This window comes from Janthinobacterium sp. Bl 1, assembly GCF_058215535.1.
The window spans coordinates 2,233,279-2,252,349 of sequence record NZ_CM177086.1 but is presented as its reverse complement, the minus strand read 5'-3'; the positions used below and the strand labels follow the sequence as shown (position 1 = coordinate 2,252,349).

General features: G+C 62.2%; 22 protein-coding genes. 10 read left to right on the top strand and 12 right to left on the bottom strand.

What is annotated here, in order from left to right:
- Positions 1 to 40: 40 nt before the first annotated feature.
- Positions 41 to 1,180: an HAF repeat-containing protein gene (locus AC4BCN_RS10250; protein WP_490493214.1), complete on the top strand. Its 1,140-nt coding sequence runs from the start codon at positions 41 to 43 to the stop codon at positions 1,178 to 1,180.
- A gap of 64 nt (positions 1,181 to 1,244) precedes the next feature.
- Here the strand turns inward: AC4BCN_RS10250 and rpoD are convergent, their stop codons facing one another.
- Positions 1,245 to 3,803: an RNA polymerase sigma factor RpoD gene (gene rpoD, locus AC4BCN_RS10245; RefSeq protein ID WP_128139960.1), complete on the bottom strand. Its 2,559-nt coding sequence runs from the start codon at positions 3,801 to 3,803 to the stop codon at positions 1,245 to 1,247.
- A 580-nt stretch (positions 3,804 to 4,383) separates the two neighbouring features.
- Between rpoD and AC4BCN_RS10240 the strand changes: the two genes are divergently transcribed.
- The 3 genes from AC4BCN_RS10240 to AC4BCN_RS10230 are packed head-to-tail and all read left to right on the top strand — an operon-like array spanning position 4,384 to position 5,996.
- Entirely contained in the window at positions 4,384 to 4,893 is a 510-nt protein-coding gene (locus AC4BCN_RS10240; protein ID WP_485879409.1) for a ProQ/FINO family protein, read from the top strand.
- Positions 4,894 to 4,902: 9 nt separating this feature from the next.
- Complete coding sequence (locus AC4BCN_RS10235) at positions 4,903 to 5,550, top strand: 3'-5' exonuclease (protein WP_490493213.1); 648 nt, start codon at positions 4,903 to 4,905, stop codon at positions 5,548 to 5,550.
- A 20-nt stretch (positions 5,551 to 5,570) separates the two neighbouring features.
- A complete protein-coding gene (locus AC4BCN_RS10230) occupies positions 5,571 to 5,996 on the top strand; it encodes an SMI1/KNR4 family protein (protein WP_072456552.1) in 426 nt (141 codons plus the stop codon).
- Between the two features lie 21 nt (positions 5,997 to 6,017).
- Here the strand turns inward: AC4BCN_RS10230 and AC4BCN_RS10225 are convergent, their stop codons facing one another.
- Entirely contained in the window at positions 6,018 to 6,365 is a 348-nt protein-coding gene (locus AC4BCN_RS10225) for a DUF4870 domain-containing protein (protein WP_034758731.1), read from the bottom strand.
- 89 nt (positions 6,366 to 6,454) lie between these two features.
- A complete protein-coding gene (locus AC4BCN_RS10220) occupies positions 6,455 to 7,876 on the bottom strand; it encodes an aminotransferase-like domain-containing protein (RefSeq protein WP_490493212.1) in 1,422 nt (473 codons plus the stop codon).
- A 155-nt stretch (positions 7,877 to 8,031) separates the two neighbouring features.
- Between AC4BCN_RS10220 and AC4BCN_RS10215 the strand changes: the two genes are divergently transcribed.
- Positions 8,032 to 8,754: a c-type cytochrome gene (locus AC4BCN_RS10215; protein WP_490493211.1), complete on the top strand. Its 723-nt coding sequence runs from the start codon at positions 8,032 to 8,034 to the stop codon at positions 8,752 to 8,754.
- A complete protein-coding gene (locus AC4BCN_RS10210) occupies positions 8,751 to 10,025 on the top strand; it encodes a c-type cytochrome (RefSeq protein WP_490493210.1) in 1,275 nt (424 codons plus the stop codon). Before AC4BCN_RS10215 ends, AC4BCN_RS10210 begins: the two co-directional genes overlap by 4 nt.
- A 52-nt stretch (positions 10,026 to 10,077) precedes the next feature.
- Here the strand turns inward: AC4BCN_RS10210 and AC4BCN_RS10205 are convergent, their stop codons facing one another.
- Positions 10,078 to 10,713: a class I SAM-dependent rRNA methyltransferase gene (locus tag AC4BCN_RS10205; RefSeq protein ID WP_034758744.1), complete on the bottom strand. Its 636-nt coding sequence runs from the start codon at positions 10,711 to 10,713 to the stop codon at positions 10,078 to 10,080.
- 185 nt (positions 10,714 to 10,898) lie between these two features.
- Between AC4BCN_RS10205 and AC4BCN_RS10200 the strand changes: the two genes are divergently transcribed.
- Positions 10,899 to 11,693, top strand: a complete 795-nt coding sequence (locus AC4BCN_RS10200) for a head GIN domain-containing protein (RefSeq protein WP_139090958.1) — start codon at positions 10,899 to 10,901, stop codon at positions 11,691 to 11,693.
- A 60-nt stretch (positions 11,694 to 11,753) separates the two neighbouring features.
- Here AC4BCN_RS10200 and AC4BCN_RS10195 read toward each other — a convergent pair whose 3' ends face one another.
- Genes AC4BCN_RS10195 through AC4BCN_RS10185 form a run of 3 tightly spaced genes read right to left on the bottom strand, consistent with a single transcriptional unit; the run spans position 11,754 to position 13,416 of the window.
- Positions 11,754 to 12,296, bottom strand: a complete 543-nt coding sequence (locus AC4BCN_RS10195; RefSeq protein WP_490493209.1) for a YaeQ family protein — start codon at positions 12,294 to 12,296, stop codon at positions 11,754 to 11,756.
- Between the two features lie 39 nt (positions 12,297 to 12,335).
- Positions 12,336 to 13,217 (bottom strand): formyltetrahydrofolate deformylase, encoded by an 882-nt coding sequence (gene purU / locus AC4BCN_RS10190; protein ID WP_034758753.1) that lies wholly within the window; start codon positions 13,215 to 13,217, stop codon positions 12,336 to 12,338.
- Positions 13,218 to 13,254: 37 nt separating this feature from the next.
- On the bottom strand, positions 13,255 to 13,416 hold the full coding sequence (locus AC4BCN_RS10185; protein WP_490493208.1) for a hypothetical protein: 162 nt from the start codon (positions 13,414 to 13,416) through the stop codon (positions 13,255 to 13,257).
- Between the two features lie 144 nt (positions 13,417 to 13,560).
- Here AC4BCN_RS10185 and AC4BCN_RS10180 point away from each other — a divergent pair, with 144 nt between their 5' ends.
- From AC4BCN_RS10180 to AC4BCN_RS10170, 3 genes are all read left to right on the top strand, one after another.
- Positions 13,561 to 14,073 carry a phasin family protein gene (locus AC4BCN_RS10180; protein WP_490493207.1) on the top strand — a complete coding sequence of 171 codons (513 nt, stop codon included), beginning with the start codon at positions 13,561 to 13,563 and terminating at the stop codon, positions 14,071 to 14,073.
- Between the two features lie 47 nt (positions 14,074 to 14,120).
- Positions 14,121 to 14,501, top strand: a complete 381-nt coding sequence (locus tag AC4BCN_RS10175) for a KGG domain-containing protein (protein ID WP_490493206.1) — start codon at positions 14,121 to 14,123, stop codon at positions 14,499 to 14,501.
- Positions 14,502 to 14,679: 178 nt separating this feature from the next.
- On the top strand, positions 14,680 to 15,192 hold the full coding sequence (locus AC4BCN_RS10170) for a YgjP-like metallopeptidase domain-containing protein (RefSeq protein WP_034758768.1): 513 nt from the start codon (positions 14,680 to 14,682) through the stop codon (positions 15,190 to 15,192).
- A gap of 96 nt (positions 15,193 to 15,288) precedes the next feature.
- Here the strand turns inward: AC4BCN_RS10170 and AC4BCN_RS10165 are convergent, their stop codons facing one another.
- The 5 genes from AC4BCN_RS10165 to AC4BCN_RS10145 all read right to left on the bottom strand — a co-directional run bounded on the left by AC4BCN_RS10165 (position 15,289) and on the right by AC4BCN_RS10145 (position 18,998).
- A complete protein-coding gene (locus AC4BCN_RS10165; protein ID WP_128139971.1) occupies positions 15,289 to 15,885 on the bottom strand; it encodes a PEP-CTERM sorting domain-containing protein in 597 nt (198 codons plus the stop codon).
- Positions 15,886 to 16,234: 349 nt separating this feature from the next.
- Positions 16,235 to 16,780 carry an LOG family protein gene (locus AC4BCN_RS10160; protein ID WP_046682536.1) on the bottom strand — a complete coding sequence of 182 codons (546 nt, stop codon included), beginning with the start codon at positions 16,778 to 16,780 and terminating at the stop codon, positions 16,235 to 16,237.
- An 11-nt stretch (positions 16,781 to 16,791) separates the two neighbouring features.
- Entirely contained in the window at positions 16,792 to 17,565 is a 774-nt protein-coding gene (locus AC4BCN_RS10155) for a tetratricopeptide repeat protein (protein ID WP_034758773.1), read from the bottom strand.
- A gap of 41 nt (positions 17,566 to 17,606) precedes the next feature.
- Positions 17,607 to 18,278 carry a TetR/AcrR family transcriptional regulator gene (locus tag AC4BCN_RS10150; RefSeq protein WP_034758777.1) on the bottom strand — a complete coding sequence of 224 codons (672 nt, stop codon included), beginning with the start codon at positions 18,276 to 18,278 and terminating at the stop codon, positions 17,607 to 17,609.
- Positions 18,279 to 18,416: 138 nt separating this feature from the next.
- Positions 18,417 to 18,998: a phasin family protein gene (locus tag AC4BCN_RS10145; protein WP_490493205.1), complete on the bottom strand. Its 582-nt coding sequence runs from the start codon at positions 18,996 to 18,998 to the stop codon at positions 18,417 to 18,419.
- Between the last annotated feature and the right edge of the window lie 73 nt (positions 18,999 to 19,071).

The window sequence follows — 19,071 nt, the reverse complement described above, 5'->3', positions numbered from 1 at the left end:
CATAAAAAGTATAGTAAGTTTTTTCTTTGAGGAAACTATCATGCTGCCACGGTTCTCCCGCTTCCGCTCCCCACTGCTCGGCCTGTGCCTGCTGGCCGCCGTCCCCATCGCCAGCGCCACCATCTACGCCGAACGGGGCTTTGGTGAAAGGGATGGCAACGGCAGCATCGCGTCCGACCTGAACCCGGTGGGCCTCGTGGCCGGCATCATCATGGAAGAAGAAGGACGACGCCGCGCCGTGACGTACCAGCATGGCCGCATCCGCGAGCTGGGCACCCTGGGCGGCGATGAAGGTTTTACCAAGGCCATCAATATCCATGGCGTGGTGGTCGGTTCGGCGCAGACGGCCAGCGGCGCCTGGCACGCCTTCCGCTACGACGCGGCGGGCGGCATGCGCGACCTGGGCACCCTGGGCGGCACCAGCAGCTATGCCACGGCCATCGCGCGCGGCGGCCAGGTGGCCGGCTACGCCGATACGAGCGGCGGCGATTTCCACGCCTTTGTGACGAAAGCCGACCACAGCCTGCAAGACCTGGGCACCCTGGGCGGCGCCAGCAGCTATGCCAGCGGCCTGAACAACCATGGCGTGGTGGTGGGTACGGCCCAGCGCGACGACGGCTACCGCCGCGCCTTCGTCTACCGCCCCGGCGCGGGCATGCAGGAAATCGGCACCCTGCCCGGCGGACGCATCAGCTCGGCCACCGCCATCAATGACGCGGGCCTGATCGTGGGCGCTTCGGAAACGGAGAAACGGCGCTGGCACGCGTTTGCCTGGGACGGCAAGCGCATGCTCGACCTGGGCGCCATGATCGGCCAGGGCGACAGCTACGCCACGGCAGTCAATGCGGCCGGACACGTGGTCGGCAGCGTCAACATCAACGGCTTTGAACCGATGACCTTTGTCTACAAGGAAGGCGTGATGACTGTGCGCCGCCGCGACGACGGCCTGTACCTGACCAACAAGATCACGGACGCCGGGCTGGTGGTGGGCGCCGTCTACACGGGGCATAAGTTCCAGGCCTTCGCCGTGCCGTCGCAAGCGTCGCCGGCGCCGCCGCGCCGCAACCCGCTGGACTGGTTCTTCATGACCGTCATCGTCGGCGCCAGCGGCGTGGCGCTGTACAAGCTGCAGCGCCATCACCGCGCCGGTCTGCAAGGCCAGCGTACGTATTTCATGTAAGCAACGCTGTGGATGGACGAAAAAAAAGAGGCTTGCGCCTCTTTTTTTGTTGCTTGCACTACGCTTAGTTTTGCGTCAGGAAGGTTTTCAGCTTGTCCGAACGCGAAGGCTGGCGCAGCTTGCTCATGGCTTTCGCTTCGATCTGGCGGATGCGCTCGCGCGTCACGTCGAACTGCTTGCCCACTTCTTCCAAGGTGTGGTCGTTCGACATTTCCACGCCGTAACGCATGCGCAGCACTTTCGCTTCGCGCGGCGTCAGGGAATCGAGCACTTCCTTGATCACGTTGCGCATCGATGCGTGCAGCGCGGCGTCCAGCGGCGCCAGGGTCGTGTTGTCTTCGATGAAGTCGCCCAGTTGCGAATCGCCATCTTCGCCCATCGGCGTTTCCATGGAAATCGGCTCTTTCGCGATCTTCATGATTTCGCGCACCTTGTTTTCCGGCATTTCCATCTTGACTGCCAGGGTCGCCAGGTCCGGCTCGCTGCCCGTTTCCTGCATGATCTGGCGCGAGATGCGGTTCATCTTGTTGATCGTTTCGATCATGTGCACCGGCACGCGGATGGTGCGGGCCATGTCGGCGATCGAACGCGTGATCGCCTGGCGGATCCACCAGGTGGCGTAGGTCGAGAACTTGTAGCCGCGGCGGTATTCGAACTTGTCGACGGCCTTCAGCAGACCGATGTTGCCTTCCTGGATCAGATCGAGGAATTGCAAGCCGCGGTTGATGTATTTCTTGGCGATCGAAATGACCAGACGCAAGTTGGCGACCGTCATCTCGCGTTTCGCGTGACGGGCGCGCTTTTCGCCGGCAGCCATCTGCTTGTTGATCTTGCGCAAGTCAGCCAGCGGCAAGGCCACGCGCGCTTGCAGGTCGATCATCTTCTTTTGCAGTTCCTTGACGGCAGGCACGTTACGGCTGAGGATGGCGCTGTACGGATACTTGCAATCGACTTCGCGGTCGACCCATTCCAGATCGCATTCATTGCCCGGGAACACCTTGATGAAGTGGGCGCGCGGCATGCCGCATTTGTTCACGCACAGTTCCAGCACGGCGCGCTCGATGTGGCGCACTTCTTCCATCTGGCCGCGCAGGGTGTCGCACAGCTTTTCCACGACCTTGGCCGTGAAGCGGATGCCCAGCAATTCCTGCGAAATGGCTTCCTGCGCCTTGATGTAGGCTTTCGAGTTGTAACCCTCGGGCGCCTTGCGCATCTTGTCGTACTGCGTCGAAATGACGTTGAATTTTTCCAACGCATTCTTTTTCAGCTGCGCCAATTGCTCGCTGGAGAAACCGGCCGCGCCGCCATTGGCGTCGCCGTCTTCTTCCTCGGCTTCTTCTTCCTCTTCCTCGTCGTCGCCGCTGGCGGCGGCAGGCGCGGCGGCAGCGGCGGGCGCCGGGGCATTGCTTTCGTTCAGATCGACAAAGCCGTCGACCACTTCATCGACCTTGATTTCGTCGCGCGCGATTTTTTGCGACAGTGCAACGATTTCGCCGATGGTGGTCGGGCAGGCGGAAATGGCCTGGATCATGTCTTTCAGGCCGCCTTCGATGCGCTTGGCAATCTCGATCTCGCCTTCGCGCGTCAGCAGCGCCACGGCGCCCATTTCACGCATGTACATGCGCACGGGGTCGGTGGTGCGGCCGAAGTCGGAATCGACGGTCGACAGGGCGGTCGCGGCAGCCGCTTCCACTTCATCGTCGCTGGTGACGGTGGCGACGTTGTCAGTCAACAACAGGCTTTCCGCGTCAGGGGCGCGCTCGTAGACGGCGATACCCATGTCGTTGAAAGTGGCGATGATGCCTTCGATCGCTTCCGGATCGATGATGTTTTCCGGCAATTGGTCATTGATCTCGGCATAGGTGAGGAAGCCGCGTTCCTTGCCCATGTTGATCAAGCCCGTGATCTGCTTGCGGCGGCGTTCCAGGTCCGCTGCCGATGCTTCCGGATCGCCCAATGCATCGGCCAGGCCGCCCTTGGCCTTGCGGTCGCGCGCCTTCGACACGGCCTTCAGTTCGGCGCGCTCGACGGCGTTCAGTGCTGCCACTTCATCGTTTTCCGGCGTGAATTCGCTCGGTTTGCGGCCACGGCGGCCTGGCACCTTGACGGTTGGCAGGAAGTAATTCGAGGTATCGATGGCGGCCAGGGCATCGGCGTCCGTGGTCTTGCTGACCACTTGCGCGCCGGTGATGATGGTCACGGGCGCCGCTTCCGGCTTGGCGCGCACGACTTTCGAACGGGCTGCCGTCACCACCTTATTCGTGGCGGCGCTTTCGCTGACCTTGCGCGGCGCGGCCGGGGCCTTGGCGCCGGGGGCGATCTTCACGCTTGGCGTCTTCGCCGGGGCGGCGTCGGCCACCTCGGCCACTTCGGCAACAGCCTCGGCGGCTGGTGCGCTGACGTCCGCTTCCGCAGCCGCATCGGCCGGTGGCACGGCGGCCAGGCGCGAGCGGCTTTTCTTCACCACGGTGACGACGGTCGGCGCCGTCGTGACGGTCGCTTCCGGATTCGCTTGCGCATTATCGATGAAGTAAGATAAAGTCGTTTTGGGTACGGCAAGTGGTGCCGCGGCTGGGCGTGGCGCCTTGGCAGACAACGTTAAAGTTTTTGGCGTATTCTTCATGAGATATCTCTTAATGCGAGACCAGATGGTGTCGGCGCGAAGTGAATGATTCCACCTAAGCCTGCGAAACCGGACTCGATGGAGCGTATTGTTGCGGCTGCCGTGTTAACGGCAGCGGCGCCTGTCTATCGGGACGTTCAAAGCCCGCGCATCCGTCATGCGGAACGGCGGGGCCGGAGCCGGGTCAGATAAATAAGCGATGTACATTGCGGAATGAAAAAAAGCCCGTACCAGAACGGGCTTGAATCTATTGTTGTTCAGTGAAGACACAGCGGAGAGCAAGATTATGCACGAAGGCCAGTTATCTGGATAATTGATAAGCGGAATATCCGATATCAAAAATACTAATAAGTGATGGCCTGTACCGCACTGCTCCTATCCCCTGCACACCTGAGCCAGACCGTCAAAAACAGGGCCCAGTCATCAGCGCAAGCCGACATTATACACATTTCCCGCATTTCGCGCTGCGCCCGCTGTAGCGCGAAGCCGTTTATCGCAGCGCAAGTTGAGCGCAAGTTGCCAAAAAAGACAATGCACTTGCCTGTGGCGCGTGCTATGCTCCCCTTTTATAGCCCAACCAATGATGTCGATGACCAGCTCCACGCCAGACCAGCAAGCCACCACTCCTGACACGCCAGTCGATGCAGCCCCAGCGGCGGCACCGGCCGCAGCGACCACGCCGGCGCCTGCCGGCCTGACCGCGCGCGCCCTGCTGAAGCAGTTCCAGGAGCAATTCCCGCCATTCCGCGATTGCCTGCCCTTGTCGATCGGTATCGACAAGCAGATCCTGGCACGCCTGCCGGACCTGGACCGCAAGCTGATGCGCACGGCGCTGGGCATCCACACGGGTTCATTGCGCTACCTGCGCGTGATGGAAAAAGCCAAGGTACGCTACGACCTCGACGGCACCGCCGGCGCGGAAGTGACGCAAACCCACCGCGACCACGCCACGCAAGTATTGCAGCAGCGCTTCAAGAAAGAAGCCGAGCGCAAGAAAGCCGAGCGCGATGCGGCCGCCGCCGAAGAAGCAAACCGCTTGCGCCTGGAAAAACTGAATCTGCTGACCGCGAAATTCTCGCGCAAAGGCTGATCCGGTTTCATGGACACAGCTGCCGCACCGCCACTCCCCCCGTATCAAGGCATCGCCCTCGAGCACGTCAAGCTGGTACGCACCAGCGATGATGCAAAAGCGGCCATGGCCGCCCTGCTGGCAGCGGATGCCATCGGCTTTGATACGGAATCGAAGCCGACGTTCGTCAAGGGCGAGTCTTCCACGGGACCGCATTTGATCCAGCTGGCCACCGACGACATCGCCTACCTGTTTCAGGTGGGCAGCACGCCGGCGCCGGCCCTGGCCGAACTCAAAGCCATCCTCGAATCGACCACCACCCTGAAAGTGGGCTTTGGCCTGTCCGACGACGTCAAGCGCCTGCGCAACAAGCTCGGTATCGCGCCAGCCCAGGTGCTCGACCTGTCCGTCGCCCTGCGCGGCGGCCAGCGCAACGACCTGGGCGCGAAGACGGCCGTGGCCAAGTTCTTCGGCCTGCACCTGCAAAAATCGAAAAAGATCTCCACCACCAACTGGGCCACGTCGCGCCTGACGGAAAAGCAGATCCTGTACGCAGCCGACGATGCACAAGTGGCGCTGCGCGTGTACCGCCGCTGGATCGCCGAAGGCGGTAAAGTAGCGCCGCAAAAAGCCCCGCGCGCCAGCACGCCGCCGGCCCCGCCGCACCCGCCTGCGTGAAGCTGGCGCCTTTCCGCAGCATGAACAAGAACAAGTCCATCGGCACCACGCTTGAGGCGATCGCCGCCGCCGAACAGGCGCTGGGGCGAGCGCTGCCCGCGTCCTACGTGCAATGGTTGTTGGTCAACAATGGCCGCGCGCTGGGCGCCTTGAGCATATTTCCCGTCTACGACGCGGCCAATGCGCGCAAGACGTGGGAATCAATCGAGCGCCACTACAACACGGGCTGGCAGGAATGGCTGAGGAATGTGGGTGGCGGCAACGAGGCCAGCGCCCTGCTGCCCTTCGCCCAGTTCGGCACGGGCGATTACTATTGTTTTGACTATGCGCAAACGGGGCCATCGGGCGAGCCCGTGGTCGTGCTGTGGTCGCATGAAACAGGCGCCACCAGCACGGTGGCACCCGACTTTGCGTCATTCCTCATACTGCCCGGCCGGCCGGGCTGAAACCCGGCGGCCGGCGCAGCCTTATTTGACCAGGCGCAAAGTCAGCGGATAGCGGTAAGTGATGCCATTGCTGGCCTTGACGGCCGCGACGATCGAACACACCAGGTTGGCCAGCGCCACGATCCAGAACAGGAACAGGCCGATCAGCACGAACGACAGGATGAAGCAGGCGAAATACCAGATGATCAGGGTGATCTGGAAATTGAGCGCTTCGCGGGCGTTCTCGGCCGAGAATTTATCCGCATCATCTTTCTTGATCAAGTAAATGATCAGCGGCGCCACCCAGCTGGTGAACAGGCCGCCAACATGGGACAGAATGGCCATCGTCGTATCTTGCGTACGACCCACTTCCGGCTGCGTGTTATCCATTATCATTCCCATCATTAGTTATAGATACTTCAATATAACAGCAATATTTCTTTTTGGAATGAAACATGTGCTACCGCAAGGGACTTTTTTCATGTACTGCTTGTTGCCGCCTGCGCCAGCCGCCCCAGGGTGGCGATGGCCTCTTCCAGTTGCGGACTCCACGGGTGGCCGTAATTGAGGCGGATGCAATGGCGAAACGCGCGCGTGGCGGAAAAAATGGGACCGGGCGCGATGCTGATGCCGGCCGCCAGCGCGCTGCGGTGCAAGGCCAGCGCATCGATACCCACAGGCATTTCCACCCAAACAAAATAGCCGCCCTGCGGCCGCGTCACACGCGTGCCGGGCGGAAAATGCACTGCGATGGCTTGCAGCATGGTGTTTTGCTGCGCCGCCAGGGTCAGCCGCAGCTGGCGCAAATGGCGGTCGTAGCCGCCCTGAGCAAGGTAGTCGGCCAGCGCCATCTGCAGGGGGATGGGCGCCGACAGGCTGGTCGTCAGTTTCAGGCGCCCGACCTGGCGCGCATAGCGGCCAGCCACGGCCCAGCCCAAGCGAAAGCCGGGTGCCAGGGTCTTGGAAAACGAACTGCAATGCATCACCAAGCCCGCGCTGTCGTGGCTTTTCGTCAGACCGGGGCGCTGCTTGCCGAAATACAGCTCGCCATACACGTCATCCTCGATCAGCGGCACGCCATGGCGCGCCAGCAGTTCGACCAGCGCGCGCTTCTTTTCCGGCGGCATCAGGCTGCCCAGGGGATTCTGGAAACTCGTCATCAGCCAGCACGCCTTGGGCTGGTGGCGCTGCAACAGCTCTTCCAGCGCGGCCAGGTCGACGCCATCGCGGGGGCTGGTGGCAATTTCCACGGCCTTCAGTTCCAGCCGCTGCAGCGCCTGCAAACAGGCATAAAAGCTGGGCGACTCGATGAGCACCGTGTCGCCGGGCCGCGTGACGGCTTGCAGGCACAGGTTCAGCGCTTCCAGCGCGCCATTCGTGATGACGATATCGTCGCTGGAAACGGGTACGCCGTCGAGCTGGTAGCGCAGGGCGATCTGGCGGCGCAGCTCGGCATTGCCCAAGGATAAATCCGTGACGGCGCTCCACGGGTCGAGACGGCGCATGCTGGCCGACACGGCCCGCGCCAACCGTTCCATCGGGAACAGATGCGGGCTGGGAAACGCCGAGCCGAAGGGCACGATATCGCGCGCACCGACGGCGCCCAGCACTTCGAACACGAGGTCGCTGACGTCGACGGTGGTGCTGGCGGCCAGCGGATGGGAACTGTCCGGCTCGGGCGCCAGCGCGGCGCGCTGCGGCGCCACGTAATAGCCGGAGCGGGGGCGCGAGACGATCATGCCGCGCGCTTCGAGCAAATAATACGCCTGGAACACCGTCGACGGGCTGACGCCCCTGCGCGCATGCTGCTGGCGCACGGACGGCAACTTATCGCCAGGCAGCAACAGCTGCGTGCTGATCATGGCGGCGACTTCTTCCGCCAATTCCTCATATCGTTTCAACCCTGCTCCTCAAACTGATCCGTAGTTTTATTGCACAACTGATCCTGTCACAGTGACAGCGCCCGGTATATGCTAGGCTCATAAAAATTAACCGGGCAGCAACACCGGCACACAATATCGACCGACGAGACAGGCTATTTTCCATGCAACTCTCCATGCTACTGCATTCCCCCCTCGTGCTGGTGCTGACCCTCGCGCTGCCCGGCATGGCATTGGCCGCGCCCGCTGCCATCGCCGCCAGCCACGACAGCCTGGAGCAGCGCATCAAGGCGTGCACGTCCTGCCATGCGCAACAGGAAAAGCACGACGCCTTCTTTCCCCGCATCGCCGGCAAGCCTGCCGGCTACCTGTACAACCAGCTGCTGAACTTTCGCGAGGGACGGCGCCAGTATCCACTGATGAACTATATGGTCGAACACTTGCCTGACGATTACCTGCGCGAAATTGCCGAGTATTTTGCGGCACAGCACCCTGCCCCGCCGCGGGCCCAGCCCAGCAGCGCTGGCGCGACGGCCCTGGCGCGGGGACAGCAACTGGTGCTGCGCGGTGACGCCGGCAAAAAAATTCCCGCCTGTATCGCCTGTCACGGCCAGCAACTGGCCGGCGTGGCGCCCGCCATCCCCGGCTTGCTGGGCTTGCCGCGCGACTATATCAACGCCCAGCTGGGCGCGTGGAAGAACGGCATCCGCCGCGCCCACTCTCCCGACTGCATGGCGCAAGTGGCGCAGCGCCTGTCGGACGCGGATGTCGGCGCCGTCTCGGCCTGGCTGGGTACGCAAGTGGCCAGCGCCGACGCGCGTCCCGCCAGCAGCATCACCGTGCCCTTGCCGCTGCATTGCGGCGGCGTGCCCGGTTCCAGCGCGCAGGTGGCGCCATGAAAAAATGGATGATCGCGGCGGGCTTGCTGCTGATTGCCGCGGCCAGCGCCACATTCCTGCTGTATCCAGCGGACGACCTGGGACCGCCCGCCGTGGCCAGCGCCCTGAGCCAGGAAGAGCTGGTCGCGCGCGGCGCCTACCTGGCCAAGGCGGGCGACTGCATGGCTTGCCACACGACGCGCGGCGGCGTGCCCTACGCGGGCGGACGGGCCTTGCAGACGCCTTTCGGCAAGGTGCTCTCGCCCAACATCACGGCGGACAAGGAAACGGGCATCGGCAGCTGGACGGCCGACGATTTCTGGCGCGCCATCCACAACGGCAAGTCGAAAGATGGCCGGCTGCTGTATCCGGCCTTCCCCTACACCAGCTACACCAAGGTGCGGCGCGAAGACAGCGACGCCCTGTATGCGTATTTCCAGAGCGTGCCGCCGCACAAGCAGGCAAACGCGCCGCACGCGCTGCGCTTCCCGTACAACCAGCAGATCGCGCTGGCCGCCTGGCGCGCCCTGTATTTCAAACCTGGCGTGTACCAGCCGCTCACAAACAAAAGCATGGAATGGAACCGCGGCGCCTACCTGGTGCAAGGCCTGGGCCACTGCAGCGCCTGCCATAGCAGCCGCACCACCCTGGGTGGCAGCAACGACGGCCTGTCGGGCGGCATGATCCCCGTGCTGGGCTGGTACGCGCCGTCGCTGACATCGGATGCGGAAGCGGGTCTCGGCGACTGGGATACGGCGCATATCGTGGAATTGCTGCAAACGGGCGTATCGCCGCGCGCCACCGTCTTCGGCCCCATGGCCGAAGTCGTGCGGCAAAGCTTGCAGCACATGAGCACAGCCGACGTGCAGGCGATGGCCGTCTACCTGAAAAGCCTGCCCGGCCCCGCGCAGCCCGCACAACGGGCGCCACGCGACACGTCGGAGCAAGCCAGGCAGCAATTGGCGCTGGGCGCGAAATTGTATGAGGCGCAATGCGCGAGCTGCCACCAGGCCGACGGCAAGGGCGTGCCGCCCGGCTACCCGCCGCTGGCCGGCAACCGCGCGCTGACGACGCAGTCGGCCGTGAACGCCATCCGCCTCGTGCTCAACGGCGGCTTCGCGCCCGGCACCCGCGGCAACCCGCGTCCCTACGGCATGCCGCCGTTCGGCCCCGTCATGGATGATGCGGAAGTGGCGGCCGTGGTCACCTATCTGCGCGCGTCGTGGGGCAATGATGCGCCGGCGGTTTCTGCGCTGGAAGTCAATAAATACCGCAGCGTGCCGCTGGAATAGGAGACATGAAAAAACCGGCTTGCGCCGGCTTTTTCATGAACCACAGCAATCCTCAGCGGAACTTGCTCTTGTGCCCCGTCTTCAAGTCCAGCGCATAGCGCACGCCGTTGTCCGTCAGCATGACCTCATCGGGCGGCTCTTCGCCGGCCAGGGCGCCGTCGATCAGGGGCAAGCCTTCGCCCTTGCGCATCAGGTCATCGCAGCGCTCGTACACGTTCGCGCAACCGGTGGACGCCATCAGCGATTGCACGATGGCCACTTTCCACGCGTCGACGCCGCCGGCGTTGAATTCGCAGATCAGATAGCCTTGTACGCCGCCGAACAGCTGCACGACCAGGCCCGGCAAGCCCTCGTCCTCGCCCTTGATCAGGGTCAGCAGCTGGTTTTCGCCCGCCTTCTTGATGGCTGGCAGTTTTTTCTCGATGGCGGCCTTGACCCTGCGCTTGATCAGCGCGTGGTCGACCGGTTCGTCTTCCTTGAAGCTCCAGATGCGCGCGCGGATCTGCGACTTCGAATTGTAGGCGGCGCGGGCGATGAACTGCTTCGAGGAGCTTTGCACGATGGCCGTCGAACCGGGCTTCATTTTTTCCTGCGGCTTGCCTTCGACTTTTTCAATCGCGGATGCGTAAATCCACGATTGGCCCAGCAAGCTCTTTTCCTTGCCCTGTTTGATGGTGATGATCAGCATGTAATTCCAGTAGTGTGAGCGGCACGTGCCGCTCGTCGTATGTCCCACCGACATGATACCTCATGCCATCCTGTCGCAGCCTCCTGCATTCCATGCCGCTGCTGGCGCAGTCTGTCGCAGGACGGTACGCAGACGCGGCCGGCTGGCATACCATGCTCTCATACCAATTCCAACAGGGAGCGAGAATGACACCGATACTTTTCCACCGCCGCCACCGCCGCCACGCCAGCGTCGCGACCGCCCTGCTGCTGGCCGCCTGCGCGCTGGCCATTCCGGCCGCGCCGGCACTGGCGTCGCCGCTCGACTGGATTTCCGGCAACAGCATCCAGGGCAGCGGCAAGCTGCAAAAGCAGACGCGCGAAGTGGGCAGCTTCCATGCCGTGGCGCTGAACGTGCCGGGCACGGTCGAACTGCGCATCGGCAACACGGACAGCGTCACCATCGAAGCGGACGACAATATCCTGCCGCTGATCGACACGGCCGTGGAAAACGGCACCCTGCGCATCCGCCCCGCCAAGCGCAACGCCAACTTCCGCCAGAGCAGCCTGACCATCGTCATCCAGGCGCGCCAGGTGGAGCGCGTCAGCGTGGGCGGCTCGGGCAACATCACGGCAACGGGCTTGCGCGCCGAGAACCTGCGCTTCGACGTGGGCGGTTCCGGTTCCATCCACGCGCGCGACCTCGACAGCCGCCAGGTGTCCATCGCCATCGGCGGCAGCGGCAGCTTCAAGGCCAGCGGCAAGACGGAGCAGCTGACGGCATCGATCGGGGGCTCCGGCAATATCGAGGCGGGCCGCCTGGCCGCGCGCGAGGTGCAGGTGAGCATCGGCGGCTCGGGCGAAGCCACCGTGTGGGCCAAGCAAGACTTGGCCATCAGCATCGGCGGTTCTGGCGAAGTGAGCTACTACGGCGACCCGCGCATCAGCCGCAGCATGCAGCGTTCGAGCAGCATCCGCCGCCTGGGCGCAGCGCCGAATTAATCAACCGCAATGCAAAAAGCCCGGATCGCTCCGGGCTTTTTGCGTTTCAGACAGCCGACATCAGCGGGCCGGCTTCACCGGTTCGCGGTCGATCAAGACCGTGTTGACGCTGTCCGTCAGCCAGATCTGGCCATCCTGGATCGTGCATTGCAGTTGCATGTTGCGCTGCGCCAGCTTGCTCATGTCTTGCGCCGCCTCGGATGGCAGGTTGATCACGGTCAAGTTCTTCGCCCGTTCCAGTTTATTGGCGATCTGCTTCCACCAGATGTGGCTCGTTGCGCCATAGCTGTAGACGATGACCTGGTCCGAACGTCCGCACGCCTTGAGGATGCGCTTTTCGTCGGGCTGGCCCACTTCGATCCACAGCTGGATGGCGCCCGTCAAGTCTTTCTGCCACAGGTCGGGCTCTTCCGTGTCGAACAGGCCCTTGGTAAACGTCAGCGCCTCGTCGGCATGGATGGCGAACGCCAGCAGGCGCACCATCATGCGCTCGTCCGTTTCGGACGGGTGGCGCGCCAGGGTCAGCGCGTGATCCTGGTAGTAATTGCGGTCCATGTCGGCGATCTGCAGATCGGCTTTGAAAATTGTTGCTTTGAGGGCCATCGTGTTTCTGTCTCGGTAAAGTGAATAGTGAAGTCGGTATCAGCGGAAAACCACCGTCTTGTCGCCATTTTTCAGGATGCGGTGCTCGACGAACCATTTCACGGCGCGCGCCAGCACCACGCACTCGACGTCGCGGCCGATGGCCGTCAGGGTTTCCGCATCCATCGCATGGTCGACGCGCTCGACGTCCTGCTCGATGATCGGGCCTTCGTCCAGGTCGCCCGTGACGAAATGGGCCGTCGCGCCGATCAGCTTGACGCCGCGGTGATGCGCCTGCGCATACGGCTTGGCGCCCTTGAAGCTGGGCAGGAAGGAGTGGTGGATATTGATGGCGCGGCCATCAAGCGCCTGGCACAGGCCCGGCGACAGGATTTGCATGTAGCGCGCCAGCACCACCAGGTCGATCTTGTGCGTGTCCATCAGGTCGATGATCTTCGCTTCCTGCGCCAGCTTGGCCGCTTCCGGCGCGCCGGTGGCCAGCGGCAGGTGGTGGAAGGGAATATTGTAGCTGGCCGCCAGCTGGTAGAACTCCATGTGGTTCGACACGATGGCGGGAATTTCCACGTTCAGCAAGCCGCTCTTGTAGCGGAACAGCAAATCGTTCAGGCAGTGGCCGATCTTCGACACCATCAGCATGACGCGCGGCTTGACGCGCGCATCGTGCAATTGGCCATGGAAAGCGCCGTTCAACTGCATGGCTTGCGACAGGTCGGCGAAGTCGCTGCGCAACTGGGCGTCGCTGACGGCACCGTCTTCCAGCGCGAAATGCACGCGCATGAAGAACAGCTGCGATTCCTGGTCGCCAAATTGGGCGGAATCGAGGATGTTGCAGCCGTGTTCGGCCAGGAAGCCGGAGACGCGGTGCACGATGCCGCGCTGGTCCAGGCAGGACAGGGTCAGGATGTATTCGGGATGCGTCATGGTCGCGGAATCAGGAAAAAGTAAGGCTATGCTCGGCTCAGCCACGCGCGCCGGCCATCGGCTGCGCTGCCGCGAGCCGGCTATTGTCGCACGGCCGGGCCTGTAAACATGCTTTTTCCACACAAGCGGCATGGCTGCCGACTGCGGCGACCTGATTGACGTTCATTTGATCTGGCACAAAGTGATCGCGTTTTTCCATCTGCCGGACCCCATTCTCGCGCCAAACCGGCATCTGCCATGGAACCTGGCACGCCGTTGGGCGTCTATCTCTTTGCTTGTTTCACCATACGTCGCACCCGGCGCACCGGGTGTTTCCCGGATCAGTTTTTCATTGAGGTAGAACATGTTCACAAACAGTATTTCCCCCAGTCTCAGCCCCGCCCTGAAGTCCCATCTCGAGGCCCAGTGCAGTTTCGCCACGGAACTATCGCGCAAGATGTTCGATACGGTGCAGCAATTGAGCGAGCTGCATCTGCGGCTGGCGCAAGACCTGCTGCAAGAATGGAGCAACGCCAGCCAGCAACTGCTGTGCGCACGCGACACGGGCGAGTTCATGTCGATGGCCGCCGGCCAGCTGCAGCCAAGCGGCAACAAGCTGCGCCAGTATCAGCAGCAACTCGGCAATATCGTCGCCAACGCCAATGTCGAAATGAACCGCACAGCAGAGAATCACCTGCCCGAAGCGCGCCGCACGGCAGTGGCCTTCGCTGACGAAGTGGTGCGCAAGACGGCGGAAGAAACGGAAAAAGCCGCGCAACGCCAGCGTGAAATGATTGAAAAAATGCATGCCACGGGCCACCGCGACGGCGCGGGCAGCCGCCGCGATACCAGCAGGCAATCCGAGCAGGCGCATTGAGCACCTGCATTGACCACTTGACCCCACTCGACAGCAAGGAGAGCGACATGGCTAGCAATCAAGGAAATGAACAGGGCAAAGGCGCTGGCAGCAGCCAGAAAACCAGCGAATCGGGCAGCGCCAAAGGCACGAGCAAACGCGGTTTCGCCGCCATGAATGAGGAGCAGCAACGCGAAATTGCCAGCAAGGGCGGCCAGGCAGCCCATCAAAAAGGCACGGCGCATGAATTCGACTCGGAAGAAGCACGCCGGGCCGGGCAGAAAGGCGGCGAAGCCGTCAGCCGCAACCGCGAACACATGGCGGAAATCGGCCGCAAAGGCGGCGAAAGCCGGCAATCGGCCCAGCGCGCCAATGAAAGCCGCAGCACGGCGGCGCGCAGCGGCAGCACTGGCCGGCAAGGCGGCAAGGACGAAGACGACAAGGGCTGACGGGGGCTGGCGGGACTGGCCGGGCTGAGCGGCTTGGCCCGGCAGCGCGCGGTTTGACGCAGGAAGGCACGGGGCGGCTTTGGCGGCCCCGTGCAAGGGCTGGCGCAGCGCGTGGCACGGCGGTATGGTACATTCTCGCCTTACCGACACCTCCGCGCCACGCCCCGCCCTTCCCCGCATGCAGCCATCCCTGAAATACCTGAGCGCCTATTCCGAACAAACGCAAGCGCAAGTGCAGCAACTGATCGCACAAGACAAGCTGGGCGACGTCCTGTTGAAACGCTATCCGAACGCGCACGATGTGCGCAACGACAAGGCTTTATACCAGTACGTGCAGGATTTGAAGAATGAATTCCTGCGCAATGCCGAGCCCATCAACAAAGTGGCGTTCGACAGCAAGATCCATGTGATCCAGCATGCGCTGGGCTTGCATACCTCGATCTCGCGCGTGCAGGGCGGCAAGCTCAAGGCCAAGCATGAAATCCGCGTGGCCACCATGTTCAAGGAAGTGCCGCTGGAATTCCTGCGCATGATCGCCGTGCACGAACTGGCGCACGTCAAGGAAAAGCAGCACGACAAGGCGTTCTACAAGCTGTGCACGTATATGGAACCGCAGTACCACCAGTACGAATTCGACGTGCGCCTGTACCTGACCCAGCTCGACCTGTCAGGCCAGCGCCTGTGGTCATGAAGTCCTGGTCATGACATCCACGTAAAAATGCCGCCCGGCATACAACTGGGCGGCATTTTTACTGATGCGCCGGCATGACCGGCACCATGTTCAAGCTCAGGCGGCGTTCTTGCGGCGAAGCATGAAGCCCAGCAGGCCCAGACCGCCCAGCAGCATGCCGTAGGTGGCCGGTTCCGGCACGGCGCTGACAGTGGCGGCGATATTGTCGACCTGGAAGGTGTGCAAGGCGCCTTCCTTCCACGTTGCCGACAGCAGATTGCTGAAACCTGTAAACGTGTAATCGGCAAAGGTGTGGCCGCCACCGAGGGTGAAGGTCTGGCTCACCGTGCCGCCGCCCACTTGGTGGCCGACGAACGTCACGTCAAAGGAACCGGGCAAGCTCACAAAGTCGGCCAGGCTGATCGAGCTCAGCGAGAAAGCGGCGCCATCGGCACGGCTCAGGGTAGTCGTCGACAGTGGGGTCGCGCCGAGACCGGCCGAGCCGGCATAGGCGAAGCTATCCTGATGCGCCGAGCTCAGCAGCCCGAGGAAGCTGCTGTCGAAGTTGTAGCCGCCTTCGGAGTAGGAATTGAACACGGAACCGAAGTAGCCCGGTTGTTCCAGCGAATCGAAGCCGATGGTGGTGGTTTGTGCATGGGCACCGCCGGCGGCAGCGAGAACGGCGGCGACAGCGGTCGCTCGCAAGAGGGTCATAGGTTTCAAAATAGCATCCTTTCGAGATGAAGAAGTAGCGTGGTTGTGGCAACTTGAAACGGTTCGGCACCTTTTTTTGGGAGTCTGTACAACGCTCGTCGGTGTCCGATATTCCTAACTTTTGAACCCTGACAGTAGACCACAGCCATGATTAAAAATCATCTTCATTTTCAAAAAAACATGCCTCTAGAGTAATTTTATAGCCATATTTTTATTAATTAAGTCATTCAGCCCGATCAATTTTCCCGTGCAGAAATAAAAAAGCCATGCAGTGCGCACCGCATGGCTCTTTCCGGCGAAAGGAAAAATAGTTGTCCGACGGCGCCCGCACGGCCAGGCAAACATGGTCTTACGGCGCGCACTCCTTCAGGCGCTGCACCAGCGCTGCCGGATCGGCGTCGGCATTGAGGAAGGCCGCGTGCTGCGGGCGGATGAAACCCTGTTCCTTGCCGTTTTGCACGAAAGCGATCAAGCCATCATAGAAACGGTCGACATTGAGCAAGCCGATGGGCTTGGCGTGCAAGCCCAGCTGGGCCCACGTCAGCATCTCGAACAGTTCTTCCAGGGTGCCATAGCCGCCGGGCATGGCGATGAAGGCGTCGGACAGGCTGGCCATCATCGCCTTGCGCTCATGCATGTCCTTCACGATGAACTGGCGCGTCAAGCCCATGTGGCCCACTTCGCGCTCTACCAGCTGGGTGGGAATCACGCCCGTTACCTCGCCGCCCAGGCGCAGCACTTCATCGGCGATCACGCCCATCAGGCCCACCTTGCCGCCGCCATACACGAGCGAAATATTTTCCGCCACCAGCACGCGCGCCAGTTCGCGCGCCGCCACGGCATAGTCCGGCGAGACGCCCGCGTTGGCGCCACAGTACACACATAAAGCCTTGATCACAGTAATCCCTACCCTTTCAATTCATCGATGGCCGCCTCGACTTCGAGGCGTTCCTTGGCGTCCAGCGCCACGCACTCGGCCGCCTTTTCATACAGGGCCAGCGCTTCCGCCAGCTTTTTCTTTCCGTCGAGCATGTTCAACGCGCGCGCATATTCGCTGTGCGCCAGCGCCGAATACGGCGTCAGGGCCAGCGCCGTCTTGAAGTGCTGGTAGCCATCTTCCTTGTTGGCGCCGTAGGTCAGGCTGCCTATCATGGCGCCGACCTTGTCGATAATTTCCGTATGATAAATCCCAAACGCGATATGCGCTTCCGCATGCATGGGCGCTACCGTCATCGTGCGGTCCAGGCTGTTGCGCACGCGCGCACCCATGCCTTGCGCCAGTGCCTTGACGACGGACGTGCCCAGCGCGTAGCGGCCCAGGCTGTAGGCATGCCAGTAGTAGCCGGCCGGATTGTCCGGCTGCTCGCTCTGCTGGCGCTCGCAGCGCTCGGCCACTTCCTCGTACATGTCGAGTTTCTGGCTATCGTTTCCTTCCAGGTGCGTGGCATAGATACAGGTGGCCTTGTGCGCCACCGCATAGCCGGGCACGCCGACGGCCAGGCCCAGCTTCACGGCGCGCTCGAAGTCGCCCGCGTGGAAAGCCAGCCAGGCTTGCAGCAGCGCAGGGTGCGTGGGAAACGGTTCCACATCGCCCGCATGCAGGCGCGGCCAGGCCGCTTCCAGGGTTTGCGGCGTGTAGACATATGCTTCGTCCGGATAGGGGAATTGTTTCCAAGCCATCTCTCTCTCCTGTAATTGACGACGTGGCGCCAGCAGCAGCGTCAGTCGTTCTTGAGTTTGGTCACATACTCTTCCGACAGTTTGCGAAACAGCAAATGCGTTTCATTGCGCAGATACGGCCCGATCAGCGATAGCACCTGGTAGCAGCCGCGCGCCAGCGCATCGGACATCGATTGCTGCTCGCTGTACTTGCGCGGGTTACGCACGTACTCGTACGACAGCCAGTAGGTGGCGACGACCACCATATTCGTCGCCATGGCAGCAACTTCCATGTCCGACGCTTCGAGCGACTGTTCGCTGCGCAAGTCTTCGCACAGCTGGGTGGCCACCTTGATCTTGTGCGCCAGGATCAGTTTGAAGTGCAGTTCCAGCTTGCGGTTGCGCGACAGCAAATCGTTGAGGTCGCGATAGAAAAAGCGGTAGCGCCAGATCAGTTCGAACATCAGGTGCAGGTACAGCCAGACATCCTCGATATTCGAGCGGCGCCCGTCGGGCACGGTCAGGATGCGTTCGATTTCCGCCTCGAACTGGACGAAGATCGAGTTGACGATGTCGTCCTTGTTACGGAAGTGGTAATACAGGTTTCCCGGCGAAATGTTCATCTCTTCCGCAATCACGGTCGTCGTGATATTCGGCTCACCAAACTCATTGAACAGGCGCAGCGACAACTCCAGGATGCGTTCGCGGGTACGGCGTGGTGCTTTTTGTAGCATGGCGGGCAATCTCTCTGTGTTCTGCCTCAAGCATACCACCTAAGATAGTCGTAATGAAACACTGCGCCCGCTGGCGCCGGCGAAAACCGCAGGCAAAAAAAAGCCTGCGCGAGCAGGCTGGAGGAATGCGGCGCCAGCTCAGGCGGCCGGCGCTTTTTTCTTCGCCGCCGGCCTCGCGGCGGGTTTGCTCACCGCTTTGCTCGCGGCTTGCCGCGCAGCCTTGGCCGCCGTTTTGGTGCAGTTTTTGGCTACGGCCCCTTTCGATGCGGCTTTTGGCGCCGCCTTCACGGCAGGCTTGGCCACCGCCTTCGGCTTGGGCGTCGGCGCGGGCTTGGCCGACAGCGCCGCCACTTGCCGGCTCAGGGCATCGATCTGCGCATGCAGCGCGGCGATGTCCTGCTGCGTGGGTACGCCGATGGTGGCCAGCGCGCGCGCCACGCGCTCTTCGAACACTTGTTCGAGCTTGTCCCAGGAGCCGCTGGCCTGCTTGCCCACGCCATCGGCCAGTTTGCCGACGCTGCCGCTGACGTCGGCCACCTTGTCTTCGGCCCGTTTCTGGAATTCCGTGCCTTCCTTCACCAGCCTGGAAAACACGCGTCCGCCCTCTTCCTGCGCCTTCGCAAAAGCGCCGAGGCCCGCTTGCCAGATCTGCTGCGCCGACGAGCGCACGGCGCTCGCCAATTCCGTGTCTTCCGTCAGCTCCTTCAATTTCTTCGCCATCGCCAGCTCCCGTCATGTGAAAGGCCATGCCACTTCATGGATGCGTTTTATTCTAGAGAGCAAAACTAGAGAC

Excerpts from the sequence above, each read along its gene's own strand:
- AC4BCN_RS10250 (WP_490493214.1), top strand. The coding sequence starts at position 41 with ATGCTGCCACGGTTCTCCCGCTTCCGCTCCCCACTGCTCGGCCTGTGC.
- rpoD (WP_128139960.1), bottom strand. The coding sequence starts at position 3,803 with ATGAAGAATACGCCAAAAACTTTAACGTTGTCTGCCAAGGCGCCACGC.
- AC4BCN_RS10240 (WP_485879409.1), top strand. The coding sequence starts at position 4,384 with ATGATGTCGATGACCAGCTCCACGCCAGACCAGCAAGCCACCACTCCT.
- AC4BCN_RS10235 (WP_490493213.1), top strand. The coding sequence starts at position 4,903 with ATGGACACAGCTGCCGCACCGCCACTCCCCCCGTATCAAGGCATCGCC.
- AC4BCN_RS10230 (WP_072456552.1), top strand. The coding sequence starts at position 5,571 with ATGAACAAGAACAAGTCCATCGGCACCACGCTTGAGGCGATCGCCGCC.
- AC4BCN_RS10225 (WP_034758731.1), bottom strand. The coding sequence starts at position 6,365 with ATGGATAACACGCAGCCGGAAGTGGGTCGTACGCAAGATACGACGATG.
- AC4BCN_RS10215 (WP_490493211.1), top strand. The coding sequence starts at position 8,032 with ATGCTACTGCATTCCCCCCTCGTGCTGGTGCTGACCCTCGCGCTGCCC.
- AC4BCN_RS10210 (WP_490493210.1), top strand. The coding sequence starts at position 8,751 with ATGAAAAAATGGATGATCGCGGCGGGCTTGCTGCTGATTGCCGCGGCC.
- AC4BCN_RS10205 (WP_034758744.1), bottom strand. The coding sequence starts at position 10,713 with ATGCTGATCATCACCATCAAACAGGGCAAGGAAAAGAGCTTGCTGGGC.
- AC4BCN_RS10200 (WP_139090958.1), top strand. The coding sequence starts at position 10,899 with ATGACACCGATACTTTTCCACCGCCGCCACCGCCGCCACGCCAGCGTC.
- AC4BCN_RS10195 (WP_490493209.1), bottom strand. The coding sequence starts at position 12,296 with ATGGCCCTCAAAGCAACAATTTTCAAAGCCGATCTGCAGATCGCCGAC.
- purU (WP_034758753.1), bottom strand. The coding sequence starts at position 13,217 with ATGACGCATCCCGAATACATCCTGACCCTGTCCTGCCTGGACCAGCGC.
- AC4BCN_RS10185 (WP_490493208.1), bottom strand. The coding sequence starts at position 13,416 with ATGGAAAAACGCGATCACTTTGTGCCAGATCAAATGAACGTCAATCAG.
- AC4BCN_RS10180 (WP_490493207.1), top strand. The coding sequence starts at position 13,561 with ATGTTCACAAACAGTATTTCCCCCAGTCTCAGCCCCGCCCTGAAGTCC.
- AC4BCN_RS10175 (WP_490493206.1), top strand. The coding sequence starts at position 14,121 with ATGGCTAGCAATCAAGGAAATGAACAGGGCAAAGGCGCTGGCAGCAGC.
- AC4BCN_RS10170 (WP_034758768.1), top strand. The coding sequence starts at position 14,680 with ATGCAGCCATCCCTGAAATACCTGAGCGCCTATTCCGAACAAACGCAA.
- AC4BCN_RS10165 (WP_128139971.1), bottom strand. The coding sequence starts at position 15,885 with ATGACCCTCTTGCGAGCGACCGCTGTCGCCGCCGTTCTCGCTGCCGCC.
- AC4BCN_RS10155 (WP_034758773.1), bottom strand. The coding sequence starts at position 17,565 with ATGGCTTGGAAACAATTCCCCTATCCGGACGAAGCATATGTCTACACG.
- AC4BCN_RS10150 (WP_034758777.1), bottom strand. The coding sequence starts at position 18,278 with ATGCTACAAAAAGCACCACGCCGTACCCGCGAACGCATCCTGGAGTTG.
- AC4BCN_RS10145 (WP_490493205.1), bottom strand. The coding sequence starts at position 18,998 with ATGGCGAAGAAATTGAAGGAGCTGACGGAAGACACGGAATTGGCGAGC.